Here is a 15,213-nt window from a genome sequence, read left to right as displayed (position 1 = left end):
ACGACCGAATCCGTGCAAAAAAACATTACTGTTCGGGCTGCCGGCGCCGACGGCGCTACGGGTCCGCCGCCCACTCTCGACGCAGCAGGCCGTACTGCACGAAGTCCCGGTAGGCGCCGTTCACGTACTCGGCCTCCCGGTGGCGGTACTCCTCGGTGAACCCCAGCGACTCGAGGATGCGCCGGGACGCCTCGTTGAACGCGAACGCCCCGGCGCCGACGCCGTGGACCGACGTCACGCGGAACGTCCGGTCGACGAGCAGTTCGGCGGCCTCCCGGCCGTAGCCCTCCCCGTGGTGCTCGGGCGTCAGCCAGTACGCGAGGTGCGCTCGCTCGCCGTCGACGTCGTACGCGTGCACCAGCCCGATGGGCGTGGTGTCGTCTTCGCCGGGGTTGCCGCGGGGGGCGTCCGCGTCGTCGAGGCAGACGACGAACGCGAGCCGGTCGCTGCCCTCGTCCATCGCCTCCACGAGCCCCTCGGCCTCGCGCTCGTTGCGGTGCTGGGCGACCCCCAGCGGGTGCCGAACCCGGGGGTCGGCTGCCGCCCGCTGGCGGAACGTCGCGTCCTCGCGCTCGACCGTGCGGAACGTGACGCGCTCGCCCCGAGTGACGACTGGACCCGGCATCTCAGCGCTCGCTACCGGCGTCTCCGTCGTCGTCGCCGTCGCCCATCCACTCGCGACGGAGCACGTCGTACTGCACTTCGTCGTAGTAGTCGCCGTCGATGTACCGGGCTTCGCGGCGGCGCGCCACCTGCGTGAACCCCATCGCCTCCAGCAGGCCGCGGGACGCGTCGTTGAACTCGTAGGCGCCCGCGCTCACGCCGTGGACGCCGTACTGCTCGAACACGTAGTCGATGCCGACCTCCGCCATCTCCCGGCCGTACCCCTCGCTCTGGTGCTCCGGGACCAGCCAGTACGACAGCCACGCCCGGTCGCCGTCGACGTGGCGGGCGTTGAAGCTGCCGACGACCGTCGTCTCGTCCTCGTCGGGGTGGCCGCGGGGCGCGTCGTCGTCGTCGACGCAGACGAGGAACGTGGCGTTCTCGTCGCGCTCCGCCCAGTGCTCGATGCCCTCCTCCTGCTCGCCGCGCGACCGGTGGTGGATCGACCCCAGCGAGTACCGGATGCGGGGGTCCGTGCAGGACCGCTGGAGGAACGCGGCGTCCCCCTCGTCGCGCTCGATGGTGCGGAACACCACGGTCTCGCCCTCGGTCACGACCGGGCCCGGCATCTCAGAGACCCCCCGTTCGCTCGTCCCACTCCTCGCGCAGCAGGCCGTACTGGACGGCGTCCTGGTACCCGCCGTCCGCGAACCGGACCTCGCGGCCGCGGCCCTCGTCGGTGAAGCCGGCGGCCTCGAAGGCCTTCCGCACATAGCTCTCGCCCTCGAGGACTTCGGCGCCGACGGTGTGGGCGTCGTACGTCCGGAACAGCCCTCGAAGGGTGAGTTCGAGTGCGGGGACGGCGTGGCCGTCACCCCGGTGTTCCTCGGGCACCCACAGCAGGAGCCGCGGCCGGTCGCGGTCGACGTGGCTGGCGTACACGAACGCGACCACCTCGGTCTCGTCCTCGTCGGGGTGGTCGAACGGCGCGTCCTCGTCGTCGACGCACGCGAAGTACGCCGCGTTGCTGTCGTCTTCGACCTGCTCCTCCACGAACTCCTCGACCTCGGCCTCGCTCTTGTGGCTGGTCTCGTGGAGCGCCTGCCGCCCGTAGGGGTCCGCGAACAGCCGCTGGAGGAACGCCGCGTCCTCGCGCTCGACCGTCCGCAACACGAGGTCGTCGGCCTCGTCACCGACCTCGAGAATCGGCCCGGGCATCACCGGCCACCTCCCGTACCGTCGGCCTCGCCGTCGTCGCCGTCGTCCTCCCACTCCTCGCGGAGCAGCCCGTACCAGACGACGTCGACGTACTCGCCGTCCCTGAACCGGGCGTCCCGCAGCGTCCCCTCGTGCGTGAACCCGAGGTTCTCCAGCACGCCAACCGAGCCGTCGTTCGGCGCGAACGCCTGCGCCTGCAGGCCCCGCACCTCGTGGGCCGAGAAGACGTAGTCGACGGCGACCTCGGTGGCCTCGGTGCCGTAGCCCTCGCCCTGGTACTCGGGGTGAATCCAGTAGGAGAGCTCGGGCCGCGTGTGGTGGAGGTTCTTGACGGTGACTTTGCCGATGGGCGTCGGGCCGCTCTCGCTGTCGCCGTCCCCGCCAGTGCCGTCTTCGAGGCAGACGACGAACGTCGCGACGTTCGGGTCGTCCTCGACGCTGTCGATGCGGTCCGCAGCAGACGACTCGTTCTCCGGTCGGTCGAGCCCGAGCGAGACGCCGACCGCGGGGTGGTTGTGGCCCCGCTGGACGAACTCGGCGTCTGCTCGCTCGACCGTGCGGAGGGTGACACGGTCGCCGCGCCGGAACACTGCACCTGGCATGACTCGTTGGTCAACGTCTCCCCGTATAGTGGTTCCGAGACTCTGCGACCCACTCACGTGGGGGTCGCGTCGGCCGGCGACACCACACGGGATTCGGGGGCGTCGTCGCTCGCCTCGCGGGCGGCGACGGCGACTGTCCCCTCGCCGCCCGCTGGCGGCAACACGATGGTCGCCCCCGCAATCAGTGGGGCGACGACGCCCGCGACGACGGTGCCGGGGTCTGCCAGCGGCGCCCGGACCGCCACCTCGTCGTTCTCGCCGTAGTGCTCGTCGGCGACGCGCTCGGCCGCTGCCACGACCTCGCCGTGGGTCGCGCCGTCGGCCCGAAGCAGCGCCGTGTCCGCGTCGATTTCGGGCTCGGGGAACGCCGGGTTCTCGCTCCAGACGTCGCGCTCGAAGTACATCCACGACGGGTCCGCCGGCGGGTCGCCCCAGGCGACGCGCTGGCTGCCCGCCGGCAGGTCGTAGCCGCCGAGCTCGGCCGTCGGTCCCGCGAGCACGCGAGCGTCCACGACGGGGTCCGGGCCGAACTCCACGGTCGCTCCGAGCAGCGACGCCCCGAGGAACGTCTGGAGCGCCTGCGGCGTCGGCGCGTCCAGAATCGCCACGCCGGCGTCCAGCCGGACGCCCCGGTGCCGGAGCGCGTTCCCCGCCTTGTACACCCGGTCCCGGGTCGTCCGCGCGTCCACCGGCCGCTTGTGTCGGACCGCCCGCCGCTCCGGGTCGTCCAGTGCCGCGACGACGTCGGCGACTGTCTCCATGCCCGAAGCTGGGGCCGCCGCCGGCTTACAACTGACGCGTCACAGCCCCGACTGAGAAACCGACACCGAGCATCCGCGAGCGAGCGGTTCGGAGAACCCGAGCGACGCGGTTCACTGCGCGAGCAGGGCGGGACCGAAGGTCCCGCTTGAAGCCGGCCGTAGGCCGGCGACGAAGCGAGTGCAGGCCGACGAGCGACCGGAGGGAGCGAGGAGTGCTTTTAGCGTAGCTTTTGCCAGGGAGCGAGCGAAGCGAGCGACCCCAGCAAAAGGTACAAACGGTACGTCTAGAAGGAGTTCTTGAGTTTCTCGAAGAAGCCCTGGTCGACGTCGATCTCCTCGCCGCCGGCTTCCGCGAACTGTTCGAGGGCTTCGCGCTGTTCGTCGTTGAGGGATTCGGGGGTGACGACCTGGACGGTGACGTAGAGGTCGCCGTGGCCGCGGCGCCGCAGTCGGGGCATGCCCTTCCCCTTGAGGCGGAAGGTCTCGCCGCTCTGGGTGCCGGCGTCGAGGTCGAAGGAGGCGGCGCCGTCGAGCGTCGGAACTTCGATTTCGGCGCCGAAGACGGCCTGCGGGAAGGAGACGGCGTGGCGGTGGTGGAGGTCGTCGCCCTCGCGCTCGAAGTCCGGGTGGTCTTCGACCGTGACGTCGACGAGGAGGTCGCCGTTCGGCGCGCCGCGGTCGCCGGGGGCGCCCTCACCGTCCATGCGCAGCGTCTGGCCGGAGCGGATGCCCTCGGGGACGTCGACGGTGAGGGTTGCGCGCTCGCGGGTCTGGCCCTGGCCGCCGCACGTCGAACACGTCTCGGAGTGGAGTTCGCCGTCGCCGCCACAGCGCGAGCACTCCTGACGTTGCTGGACGCGGCCCAGCGGGGTCTGTCGGACCTGCGTGACGACGCCCTGGCCGTCGCACTGCGGGCACGTGCGGACGTTCGCGTCCTCGGGGTAGCCCTTGCCGTTGCAGTCGGTGCAGCGCTCGGGCCGCCGGACGGTCACCTGCTTGGAGACGCCCTCGTAGGCCTCTTCGAGCGTGACCGAGAGGTCGGTGCGGAGGTCGCGGCCCTGCTGGGGCCGGGACTGTCCGCCGCCGCCGCCGCGGCCGCCGCCGCCGAAGAACTGGTCGAAGATGTCGCCCATGCCGCCGCCCGCGCCGGCGCCGCCGCCGCCGCCGCCGAACGGCCCGCCAGCGCCGCCGCCCATGCCGCCCATGCCGCCGGACTCGCCGGTGGCGCCACGCTTCTCGGCCTCCTGGAAGCGGTCGTGACCGAGCTGGTCGTACTGCTGGCGCTGCTGCTCGTCGGTGAGGACGTCTTTGGCCTTCTGTATCTTCTTGAACGTCTCCTCGGCGTCGGGCTCGTCGCTGACGTCGGGGTGGTACTCGGAGACCTTCTCGCGGTACGCCTCCATGATCTCGTCCTCGGTGGCGTCCCGACTCACGCCGAGCACGTCGTAGAAGTCCTCACTCATTCGTTGCCGATACGTATCCCGTTGAGACACTTGAAACGACCGCTTGGGGGAGCTACGCGTTCGAGCCGTCGAACTGGGGGACTGGACGGGGGCGTTCCCGGTTCGGCACCGGCTACGAGGCGTCGCCGGTGGCGCCGGCGAGGTCGTCGCCTGTCACGCGGTAGATGGTGACGGCGTCGTTCTCGTAGACCGCCTCGATGCCGGGGTCGGCGCCCACGTCTGCGACGTCGTAGCGCTCGCGTTCGAGCGGACCGACCCAGACGTACTCGACGTCGTACTTCTGGAGCTGTATCGCCCGGGAGCGGTCGTCGGTCGTCTCGTAGAGGACGGCGACGTCGCTGACGCGCTGCTCGTAGGGCTCGTCGCCCCGGTAGCCGGTCTCGTGGAACCAGCCGGCGACGGTCGGCAGCCCGGTGAGCGTGGCGACGGGGTTCTGCCAGCCCCTGCTCAGCCCGGGTTTCTCGACGAACGTCGGGTGGCCGGTCTCTCGCTCCATCCAGAGGACGGACTGCGTCTCCCCCACTTCGTCCTCGAACCACGCCATTGCGGCGACCTGCTGGGGGTGGTCCGCGCGGTGCTCCGCGTAGCCGTCGAGGGTCGGCTCGACGCCGGCGTCGTGGGGTTCGACGACGTCGGTGGCGACGACCAGCGGCGCGAACAGCGACGACGCGACGAGCACGAACGCCAGCACGACCGAGACGGCGCCGACCGAGAGCACGGTGCCGGCCGACGCACCGGCGGCGTCGAGCGAGAGCCCGGTGGCGGCGTCGTAGACGTCGCGCAGCAGCACGGCGGCGATTGGGCCGGCGGCGAGCCCGGCGAACACCCACCCCTGGATGGCGACTTTCAGCGTGGTGTTCCAGCGAGCCAGCTCGAAGGGGTGGACCTTGGCGTGGACGAGCTCCATCGACAGCAGGAGCCCGACGCCGGCGACGACGAGTGTCGTCTCGAAGCCGGTCGATGCCCGGGTGCGCATCGCTATCCAGGCGGCCGCGACGACCGGGAGGAGCACGGCGATACCGCCGAGGTCGCCGAGCTGTGAGGCGACCGCGACAGCACCACCGAGGCCGACGACGGCCAGCGCCACGCCGCGCGGGCTGGCGTCCTCGATGGCGGCGTACCGGGTGACGAGGTAGGTGACGAACAGCGCGAGCAGCGCGCCGTACAACAGGAGTACGCCGACCGCCGTCGTTCGCGGGGGGAACAGCCCGACGCCATCGTTCGGTGGCACGCTCGCCAGCAGGAACGGCGACGCCAGCGCGTACCCCGTGACGCCGACACCGACGGCGACGACGGCCGCGAGGACGGTCCGCCACGCCTCGGCGACGACCCGGGTGACGACCGACCCGTCGGGCTCGGGCCCGAGGTCGCGGAGCCGCGTCCCGAGACGCCCGGGCAGAAGCGTCGCGGGGTGCGGGTCGGCGTAGACGCAGGCCAGCCACGCCATCCCGACGGCGCTGGGCATCGACCACGTGTTCGTCACGCCGAAGTAGCCCGCGACGGCACCGAGCCCGCCGAACAGCAGGCCGAGGCGCCGCCCTCGCCTGCGCGCTGGCGTCTGCACGTAGGCGTACGCCAGCGCCGCCGACAGCACGAGGAACCCGGTCGTGACGGTGTGGCCGTGCATGTCGGCTTTCACGAACGAGTACAGCGGGAACTCCTGGAGCGTGCCCTCGACGACGTACCGGGTGTCCCACCAGCCCCACGACGCGGGCTGGCCCTGCTCGAACAGCACCTGCGGGTAGTCCGCCCGGTTGACGTTGAACGCGGCACGGCCGTACTCGACGGCGAGGTCACGGGGCAACTGGTTCAGCGCGAACCGCACGACGGTGACGGTGTTGCCGGCGAGCGCGACGAAGAACACGCCGAGCGCGCCGCCGAGACGCCGCGAGTAGCCGCGGTCGTGCGTGAGCCAGCCGGTCAGGGAGTACGCCGCGACGACGAGCGTCCCGAAGTAGCCGGCGACGGTGAGGTTGTGGACGTACTCGACGGAGGTGTCCGTCAGCAGGGCGGCGACGGCGTTGAACGTCGGCAGCCCGTAGTAGTACCGCACCGGCTCGCCGGCGTACCACATGTCCTCCGGCGGGAGCGCTTCGGCGCGCAGCATGGCGTTCAGGAGGCCGGTGTGGAGGAACTTCTCCCCGCCCCAGCCGCTCATCACCGGGTTCATCGCGCGGAACGACAGTACGAACAGGAACCCCGCGACGAACACGCCGAACGCGCCGGCTGCCCGGCGCCACGCGTAGCCGTCGAGGCCGCGACGTTCGCCGGCGACGTGGGCGAGCCCGCCGAGACCGACGAGCGCGACGACGCTCACGAGGGCCGTCCACGGGCCGAACGAGACCTGTCCGACGTAGAACGCGACCATCGTGACGACGCCGGTCGCGACGGGCAGCGCGAACCCCGCGCCGTCGTCGGGCGCCGACGGGAACAGCAGCCGCGCGACCGGCAGCCCGGCCAGCGTCAGCCCCGCGTAGAAGAGGAGCCAGCGAGCGACGAGGGCGACTTCCGACATGCCCGGAAGGGCAACCTTCTCGGGGAAAAGTTTTCTGTCCTCGGCCGTCCGTCACTGCGGCCGCGGCCCGTCACTCGACGGACGGGACGGGGATGTCTGCGCTCCGCGGAGCAACCCAACTCGCGTTACTCGTCGTCGTCAACTTCGAAACCCTCGCCGCGCTCGGGTTTCGAGACACCGAGGGAGCTCCGCTCCCTCGAGCCGACGACAGCGACTCGACTCGCGTTACTCGTCGTCGTCGCTGTCGTCGACGTCTTCGAAGTCGGCGTCGACGTACTCCTCGTCGTCGCCGCCAGCGTCGGCACCACCGGCTGCGCCGCCGGGACCGCCGGCAGCGCCGCCCATGCCACCCATGCCGCCGGCACCGGCACCGCCGGCCGCGCCGGCCTGGGCCTCCTGTTGCTGCTGGTAGGCCTGCTTGCCGATCTCCTGGAGCGTCTCGCTGAGCTCCTCGGTGACCTCCTCCAGGTCGTCGGCTTCGGGTTCGTCCTCGTCGAGGACCGACTGCACGTCCTCGACGGCGTCGTTCACCTCAGCCTCGAGCTCGTCGTCGACGAGCTCCTCGTTCTCGTCGAGGAGGTTCTCGGCGCGCTGGATCGCCGTCTCGGCCTCGTTGCGGGCCTCGATGCGACGGCGGCGCTCCTCGTCCTCCTCGGCGTGCTCCTCGGCCTCCTCCTGCATCTCCTCGATCTGGTCGTCGCTGAGGCCGGCGCCACCCTCGATGGTGATGGACTCGGCGTTGCCCGACCCCTGGTCTTCGGCTTCGACGTTCACGATGCCGTCGGCGTCGATCTCGAACGTCACCTCGATCTGCGGCGTGCCGGCGGGCGCGGGCGGGATGCCGGTGAGGTGGAAGTCACCCAGTAGCTCGTTCTCGTTCGCGATCTCGCGCTCGCCCTGGAAGACGCGAATCTGGACGCTCGTCTGGTTGTCGGCGGCCGTCGTGAACACCTTCGACGCCGTCGTCGGAATCGCGGTGTTCTTCTCGATGAGCCGCTCGAAGAGGCCACCCTTCACCTCGATACCGAGGCTCAGCGGCGTCACGTCCACGAGCACGATGTCGTCGACCTCGCCGCTGAGCACGCCGCCCTGGACCGCCGCGCCGAGTGCGACGACCTCGTCGGGGTTGACGTTCTTCTTGGGCTCCTGGCCGACGAGCTCCTCGACTTTCTCCTGGACCTGGGGCATCCGCGTGGAGCCACCGACCAGAATCACTTCGTCGATGTCGTTCTTCGAGAGGCCGGCGTCTTCGAGGGCCTGCTCCGTCGGACCGACGGTGCGCTCGATGAGGTCCTCGGTGATGCTCTCGAACGTCGCCCGGGTGATGTCCTGCTCGAGGTGGACCGGGCCGGAGTCCGTCGCCGTGACGAACGGGAGGTTGACCGTCGTCTCCTTCCGGCTGGACAGCTCGATCTTGGCCTCCTCGGCGGCCTCCGTGAGCCGCTGGAGCGCCTGGCGGTCGTCGCGCAGGTCGATGCCGTGCTCGTCCTCGAAGGTGTCGGCGAGGTGGTCGATGATGGCGTGGTCCCAGTCGTCGCCACCGAGGTCGTTGTCCCCGTTCGTCGCGACGACCTCGTAGACGCCGCCGCCGAGGTCGAGGATGGAGACGTCGAACGTCCCGCCGCCGAGGTCGTAGACGAGGACGGTCTGGTCCTGGTCCTCGTCGAGGCCGTACGCCATCGACGCGGCGGTCGGCTCGTTCACGATGCGCTCGACCTCGAAGCCCGCGATCTCGCCAGCGTCCTTGGTCGCCTGCCGCTGGCGGTCGTTGAAGTACGCCGGGACCGTGATGACGGCCTTCTCGAGGTCGTGGCCCAGATACTCTTCGGCGTCGCGCTTGATCTTCTGGAGGATGCGCGCCGAGATCTCCTCGGGCGTGTACTCGTCGTCGCCGAGCTCGACCGTGTAGTCCTCCTCGCCCATGTGGCGCTTGATGGACGCGACGGTCTGCTCGGGGTTCTGCACCGCCTGGTTCTTCGCGGGTTTCCCGACCAGCAGTTCGCCGTCGTCGTACGCGACGACGGACGGCGTCGTGCGGTCGCCTTCTTCGTTCGTGATGATTTCGGGGTCGCCGCCCTCCATCACCGCGAACGCACTGTTCGTGGTGCCGAGGTCGATTCCCAGAATCTTCTCGCTCGCCATGTTACCCGATTGTAAGCGGCGTTTTCCGTTTAAGCCTTGCTAGTGAGACCGACTACCACGAAACGGCGACCCGTCGCCGTCCTGCGGTTCTCCGAAACGGGGCGCTGGCGGGCCGAGGAATTTATGTCGAACCGGCAGACGACCGGCGCGTACTCCGGCAGTCGTCGGCGCGGCGACCAGCTACTCCTCGCTGCCGTCGCTGACGGTCACCTGGGCGGTGCGCAGCACCTTCCCCGCCATCTCGTAGCCGGGCCGGTAGACGTCCTCGACGGTGCCTGCCGGCTGGTCGCTGTCCACGCGCATCATCACTTCGTGCCGGGTCGCGTCGACCTCGTCGCCGGCCTCGGGTCGGATCTCGGTGACGTCCTCGCTCTCCAGCACGCGGTCGAACTCCTTCCGGGTGAGCTCGACGCCCTCACGGATGCCCTCTTCGTCGCCGTCCGCGTCGTCCTGCTCCAGCGCCCGGTCGAGGTTGTCCCGGACGTCCAGCAGCCGCTCCACGAGGTCCTCCGTGGCGCGCTCCCGGATCTCGTCCTGCTTGCGCTTCGCGCGCTCCTTGTAGTTCTTGAAGTCCGCCTGCTTGGTCTGCAGGCGCTCGGTCAGGTCCGCGACCTCCGCTTCGGCGTCCGCGAGGTCGGCTTCCAGCTCCGCTGCGTGGTCCTCCAGCGCTGCGACCTCCGCGGCGAGCTCGTCGTCACCGGCCTCGGCTCGCACGCGCTCCGCGAGCGACCCCCCGGTTGCGGCCCCCTGCTCGTCCTCCCCGTCGTGGTCGTCGTCTCCAGCCGCACCGACCGTGGCGTCCGTCTCCGCCGCCTCGGCGGCGTGCTCGGCGTCTTCGCTCATGTCCGGGAGAGGGGGCCGCGTCCGTTTACGGATTTCGGGACGACCCGAGAACTGCCCGGCTGCGAGGGCGACGACTAAGTGCGCGCCGCCGCCTACCACCTCGTGTGTCGACGGTCGAACTGTCGTTCGTGGACGGGACGCTGCGCGTCGAAGCCAGCGACAGCGACGGGGACGACGACCACGCCGGCGAACGTGGCGACGACTACGACGTGACCCGGCTGCCGGGCGTCGAGTACGACGAGCGCACGGATACGGGGCGGGCGCCGGCGATGCGGTACGCCGAGGTGGTCGCGGCACTGGACGCAGCGGGCCTCAGCTACGACGACGACGACGCCCTGCACGTCGACCGCCTCAGCGTGGCGTCGGACTACGAGCTCCGGGGCTACCAGCAGGACGCGCTCGACGCCTGGAGCGCGAACGACCGCCGGGGAGTGCTCGAACTGCCGACCGGCTCTGGGAAGACGGTCATCGGCCTGAAGGCCATCGAGGCGGTCGGCGAGTCGGCGCTCGTCGTCGTGCCGACCATCGACCTCCTGACGCAGTGGCGCCGCGAACTCGCCGCCGAGTTCGACGACTGCGAAATCGGGCAGCTCGGCGGCGGCGAGCAGGTCGCCGGGGACGTGACGGTCGCGACCTACGACTCGGCGTACCTGCGTGCGGAGGACCTGGGCGACCGCTTCGGCCTGGTCGTCTTCGACGAGGTCCACCACCTCGGCGGCGAGGGGTTCCGGGACATCGCCCGGCTGCTCGCCGCGCCGGCCCGCCTCGGGCTCACGGCGACGTTCGAGCGACCCGACGGCGCCCACGAGGTCATCGAGGAACTGGTCGGTCCGCTGGCCTACGACCTCGACGTCGACGACCTCGCGGGCGACCACCTCGCCGACTACGACGTCAAACGCCTCGAAGTCCCGCTGACTGACGAGGAGCGCGAGGCCTACGAGGCCGCCCAGGGGACGTTCACGGACTACCTCCAGCAGTCGAACATCCAGTTCCGGTCGGGCAGCGACTACCAGGAGCTCGTGAAGCGCTCCGGCACCGACCCCCGGGCGCGGGAGGCGCTGCTCGCGAAGCAGCGCGCCCGCCGCATCGTCCGCGAGAGCGACGCCAAAGTCGACGAACTCGAGTCGATTCTGGACGCGCACCGGGACGACCGCATCATCGTCTTCACGGCCTCCACAGACCTCGTCTACCAGCTCTCGGAGCGGTTCCTCGTCCCCGCCATCACCCACGAGACGACCGCCAGCGAGCGCGACACCATCCTCGAGCGGTTCCGGCGCGGCGACTACTCGCGGGTCGTCACGGCGAACGTCCTCGACGAGGGCGTCGACGTGCCGGACGCGAACGTCGCCGTCGTCGTCGCCGGCAGCGGCAGCGAACGCGAGTTTACGCAGCGCCTCGGCCGGGTCCTCCGGCCGAAAGCGGACGGGGGCCGCGCGCTGCTGTACGAACTCGTGAGCGCGGACACCGCAGAGGAACGCGTCGCGGCCCGCCGGCGCTAGCCGCTGTCGTCGTGCTCCTGCAGGTCGACCTCGGGACTGAAACTCCCCGAGAGCTCGTCGAACTTCACGTCGTAGGTGATCGCGAAGCGCTGCGTCGAGTGGGGGTCCAGAGACACTTCCCGAACCTTCGTGATCGGGTTCCCATCCAGTTCGCTGTTCACGTACAGCGTCCCGGAGGCGGCGCGGTCACTGGGGTTCGAGACGGTCACGACGTACTGGAGGTAGCCCTCGTCGTCCTCACCGAACTCCGAGTCCGCGACCTCCAGGACGTCTTCGTCCTCGCCGTCGCGCAGACAGCCCGCGAGCGCGAGGCTCGCGCCAGCCGCCGCGGCCGCCCGCCCGAGGAGGGTCCGCCGGTTCATACGCGGAGATTCCGGCCGCGTGGCAAGTATCTTCTGCCATCCTTTTCACGCTCCCCCGCCTACCGGCGGGCGTGCTCACGAAGGACCTCCTCCGGGTGTCGCGGGCGGGCGGCGGCTACCACCCGCAGTTCGCCGACCGGGACGGCGACGACGAGGCGCTCGCGGGCCGCGCGCTTGGCGTGTTTCAGGGCCACGTCGGCGAGGAACGCGGCGCGCTCCGGGACGCCCTCCGCGACCTCGAGGGGGAGGCCGACGACTTCAAGCTCGTCAGGGGATTCGCGCACCTCGTCGAGCGCGACGCCAGCTTCGAAGTGCGGGCGCCGGTCGACCCCGAACGCGCCCGCCGGGCGGCCTTCGACGCCGCCGAGGACGTGGCCGGCGGGGTCGTTCACGAGGACGAGCGCGAGACGGCGCTCGCAGAGGCGGCCGCCAGATTCCCCGGCGACGTCTCGCCGGCCGACCTCGCCAGCGCGCTGTACGCCGACCGGGAGACCCGGGAGGTGCTCGTCGACGTGCCGGAACGCTGGACCCCCGGCAGCCTCGTCGCCCAGTACAACCTATCGCTGGCCCAGACGGCGCTGTTCGACGCGACCGAGGTCCGGGTCCGGTGCTCGGACCCCCGGCGGCTGGTCTCGGCCGTCAAGCGCCTCGGGCTGCTGTACGAGGTCGTCCCGACCGACGACGGCCGCGAGGTTGTGCTAACCGGCCCGGACGCCGTCTTCCGACACACCCGCCGGTACGGCACCCGGTTCGCTCGCGTACTCCGGAGCGTCGCGGAGACCGCCGACTGGCGGGTCGAAGCCACCGTCGACGACCGCGGGACACAGCGCCAGCTCGTCCTCACCGACGACGACCTCGCCGTGCCGGACGCCGACCCCGTGACCGAGGTGTCGTTCGACAGCGCCGTCGAGCGCGAGTTCGCACAGCGCTTCGACGGCCTCGACCTCGACTGGGACCTCGTCCGCGAGCCCGACGTGCTCGCGGCCGGCGAGCGCCTGATGGTGCCGGACTTCGCCTTCGAGTACGTCCACGGCGACGCCAGAGTGTACTTCGAGATCATGGGGTTCTGGACGCCCGAGTACGTCGAGAAGAAGCTCGGCCAGCTCGCGGAGACCGAGGAGACGCTGCTCGTGGCGGTCGACCAGTCGCTGGGCGTCGGCGAGGAGGTCGCCGCCCGCGACCACCGGGTCGTCGAGTACACCGGCTCCGTCCGTGTGAAAGACGTCGTGGACGCGCTCCGTGACCTCGAGGCCGACCTCGTCGCCGAGCAGGCCAGCGGCCTCCCGGTCGAACTCGCCCCCGACGACGGCGCGGTGACGCTGGCCGACCTCGCCGCCCGCCACGGCGTCAGCGAGCAGGCAATCGAGGCCGTCGACTTCCCCGAGCACGAGCGCGTCGGTCGCACGCTCGTCCGGCCAGCACTGCTGGAGGCAATCGACGCCGACCTCGAAGCGGACCTGTCGAAAGACGACGCCGAGGCGGTCGTTGCCGACCACGGCGTCGACGACGCGAGCGCGGTGTTCTCCCGGCTCGGCTACCGGGTCGACTGGGACGGCCTCAGCGGCGGGACGCTCCGCGAACGCGGCGACTAGAACTCCCGGCGGCGGCCCTTCGGCACCATCGACTGCAGAGTGCCGTACGTGAACAGCCCGACGCCGATAGGTTCGACTCGCCCGGCGACCTCGTGGGCGGCGATCAGGTACCCCCAGTCGCCGTCCCAGTCGAGGTCGAGGTCCTCGCCCGCGAGGAACGTCTCGGCCTGCTCGCGCTCCAGTTCGACCACGTTCGTCGTGGCCTCGCGGCCGAAGCGCTGGGCGGCGACGGTCGTCGGCTTCCAGTGCTCCTGGCGGGTGCGCAGAATCTTCAGGCCGAGCGCTTCCACCGGGACGGGCGTCCCGGGGTCGAACGGGAGGGCCCACACCTTCCCCGCGCCCTTCTCCCAGAACGTGTACTCGGCGAAGGTGTCTTCGGGAACGCCGAACCGGTCGACCCACCAGTCGACGACGGCTTCCCGGCTCGGCCGCCCCTCGACCTCGCGGTCGTCGCCGGTCGCCGGCAACCGGTCGAACTCCCGGCTCACGTTGTCCCTCATGCCGTCACCTCCAGCTTCGCGGCGAAGAAGCCGCCCGTGTCGTTCTGGTGGGGGTAGTAGCGGCGCGTCCGGTCGAGGCTGCCGTCGTAGGACTCGCCGTCCCACTCCGTGAGTCCGGGCGAGGAGTCGAGGCCCACGTCGAACTCGACCAGCCGGCAGTCCGTCCGGTCCAGCACCTCGTCGACGACGGCTTCGTTCTCCTCGGGCGCGAACGTGCACGTGGAGTAGACGACCTCGCCCCCGTTCCGGGTGAGTTCGACCGCGCGCTCCAGGATGTCGGCCTGCAGCCGGCCGAGGTTCCGGCTCGCCGAATGCCCCGCACCGTCCAGCGCGTCGGGGTTCTTCCGAATCGTCCCCTCGCAGGTGCAGGGCGCGTCCACGAGCGCCGCGTCGAACGCCTCGACGTCGGGGAACGCGTCGAAGGTCGCCCGGCGCGCGTCGGTGTTCGTCACGGCCGCCGACGTCACGCCCAGCCGGTCGCAGTTCCCGCGCAGCGCCGACAGCCGCCCGAGGTTGTCGTCGTTGGCCACCACCAGTCCCTCGTCGTCGATTTCGGCTGCGAGCTGGGTCGTCTTCCCGCCCGGAGCCGCACACGAGTCCCACACCACGTCACTCGGCTCGGGGTCGAGCACCCGGGGCGGCACACAGGACACCTCCTCCTGGCCGTGCAGCCACCCGTGCACGTACGGCCACGTGTTGCCCGGCTTTCCCGTGTCGACCTCCAGTACGCCCTCGTTCCAGTCCCGGCGCTCCACCGCCACGTCCTCGGCCTCCAGCGCCTCGACCGCGCGGTCGACGCCGACGGCCAGCGGATTCACGCGAACCGTCGTCGGCAGCGGGCGCTCGCAGGCCGCCAGAAACGCCTCGAAGTCCTCGATAATCGGCTCGTACCGCGACAGCGCGTCCATTGCCCGCTCATACGCCCGAGCCCGGTTTGTGGCTTGCGCTCCGCTTCGCGGCCCGGCCGCCTGCCTCCCCGTCACACCGGTAGTGTTCAGATAAGCTGATTCCATGCGAAGCTGAACGATCTGAGCCAATCTTCGGCAGTTTCTGCTTTGGCGTGGCTGAAACAGTTTGAGAACGAGGAAGTTCGTTGTTTTATCTCTCGAAAGA

At 70.7% G+C, this 15,213-nt stretch carries 14 protein-coding genes and 1 pseudogene; 2 read left to right on the top strand and 13 right to left on the bottom strand.

What is annotated here, in order from left to right:
- Positions 1 to 55: 55 nt before the first annotated feature.
- The 9 genes from LT971_RS07605 to LT971_RS07565 form a co-directional block, all read right to left on the bottom strand.
- On the bottom strand, positions 56 to 625 hold the full coding sequence (locus tag LT971_RS07605) for a GNAT family N-acetyltransferase (protein ID WP_237006276.1): 570 nt from the start codon (positions 623 to 625) through the stop codon (positions 56 to 58).
- A 1-nt stretch (position 626) separates the two neighbouring features.
- Positions 627 to 1,232, bottom strand: a complete 606-nt coding sequence (locus LT971_RS07600; protein ID WP_237006275.1) for a GNAT family N-acetyltransferase — start codon at positions 1,230 to 1,232, stop codon at positions 627 to 629.
- 1 nt (position 1,233) lies between these two features.
- Complete coding sequence (locus LT971_RS07595) at positions 1,234 to 1,821, bottom strand: GNAT family N-acetyltransferase (RefSeq protein WP_237006274.1); 588 nt, start codon at positions 1,819 to 1,821, stop codon at positions 1,234 to 1,236.
- Entirely contained in the window at positions 1,821 to 2,423 is a 603-nt protein-coding gene (locus LT971_RS07590; RefSeq protein WP_237006273.1) for a GNAT family N-acetyltransferase, read from the bottom strand. Before LT971_RS07590 ends, LT971_RS07595 begins: the two co-directional genes overlap by 1 nt.
- Before the next feature lie 53 nt (positions 2,424 to 2,476).
- Entirely contained in the window at positions 2,477 to 3,184 is a 708-nt protein-coding gene (locus LT971_RS07585; protein WP_237006272.1) for a class I adenylate-forming enzyme family protein, read from the bottom strand.
- Between the two features lie 284 nt (positions 3,185 to 3,468).
- On the bottom strand, positions 3,469 to 4,647 hold the full coding sequence (gene dnaJ / locus LT971_RS07580; protein ID WP_237006271.1) for a molecular chaperone DnaJ: 1,179 nt from the start codon (positions 4,645 to 4,647) through the stop codon (positions 3,469 to 3,471).
- A 112-nt stretch (positions 4,648 to 4,759) separates the two neighbouring features.
- Positions 4,760 to 7,162: a DUF2298 domain-containing protein gene (locus LT971_RS07575; protein ID WP_237006270.1), complete on the bottom strand. Its 2,403-nt coding sequence runs from the start codon at positions 7,160 to 7,162 to the stop codon at positions 4,760 to 4,762.
- A 225-nt stretch (positions 7,163 to 7,387) separates the two neighbouring features.
- A complete protein-coding gene (gene dnaK, locus LT971_RS07570; protein WP_237006269.1) occupies positions 7,388 to 9,304 on the bottom strand; it encodes a molecular chaperone DnaK in 1,917 nt (638 codons plus the stop codon).
- A 180-nt stretch (positions 9,305 to 9,484) separates the two neighbouring features.
- Positions 9,485 to 10,147, bottom strand: a complete 663-nt coding sequence (locus LT971_RS07565; RefSeq protein ID WP_237006268.1) for a nucleotide exchange factor GrpE — start codon at positions 10,145 to 10,147, stop codon at positions 9,485 to 9,487.
- 104 nt (positions 10,148 to 10,251) lie between these two features.
- Here LT971_RS07565 and LT971_RS07560 point away from each other — a divergent pair, with 104 nt between their 5' ends.
- Positions 10,252 to 11,646: a DEAD/DEAH box helicase family protein gene (locus LT971_RS07560; protein ID WP_237006267.1), complete on the top strand. Its 1,395-nt coding sequence runs from the start codon at positions 10,252 to 10,254 to the stop codon at positions 11,644 to 11,646.
- Here LT971_RS07560 and LT971_RS07555 read toward each other — a convergent pair.
- Entirely contained in the window at positions 11,643 to 12,008 is a 366-nt protein-coding gene (locus LT971_RS07555) for a hypothetical protein (RefSeq protein ID WP_237006266.1), read from the bottom strand. The genes LT971_RS07560 and LT971_RS07555 overlap by 4 nt on opposite strands.
- A 71-nt stretch (positions 12,009 to 12,079) precedes the next feature.
- Here LT971_RS07555 and LT971_RS07550 point away from each other — a divergent pair, with 71 nt between their 5' ends.
- Positions 12,080 to 13,600, top strand: a complete 1,521-nt coding sequence (locus LT971_RS07550; RefSeq protein ID WP_237006265.1) for a DUF790 family protein — start codon at positions 12,080 to 12,082, stop codon at positions 13,598 to 13,600.
- On the opposite strand, the gene LT971_RS07545 is transcribed toward LT971_RS07550, so the two are convergent.
- From LT971_RS07545 to LT971_RS07535, 3 genes and pseudogenes are all read right to left on the bottom strand, one after another.
- A complete protein-coding gene (locus LT971_RS07545; protein WP_237006264.1) occupies positions 13,597 to 14,100 on the bottom strand; it encodes a DUF7122 family protein in 504 nt (167 codons plus the stop codon). The genes LT971_RS07550 and LT971_RS07545 overlap by 4 nt on opposite strands.
- On the bottom strand, positions 14,097 to 15,008 hold the full coding sequence (locus LT971_RS07540) for an RsmB/NOP family class I SAM-dependent RNA methyltransferase (RefSeq protein WP_237006263.1): 912 nt from the start codon (positions 15,006 to 15,008) through the stop codon (positions 14,097 to 14,099). Before LT971_RS07540 ends, LT971_RS07545 begins: the two co-directional genes overlap by 4 nt.
- A gap of 86 nt (positions 15,009 to 15,094) precedes the next feature.
- A pseudogene (locus tag LT971_RS07535) lies at positions 15,095 to 15,213 on the bottom strand (IS6 family transposase); the annotation flags it as partial.

Origin of the sequence: Halobacterium rubrum (assembly GCF_021729015.1) — an archaeon.
Taxonomy (GTDB): Archaea; Halobacteriota; Halobacteria; order Halobacteriales; family Halobacteriaceae; genus Halobacterium; species Halobacterium rubrum.
The sequence above is the reverse complement of the archived record's forward strand: the minus strand, read 5'-3'. Positions and strand labels throughout refer to the sequence as shown.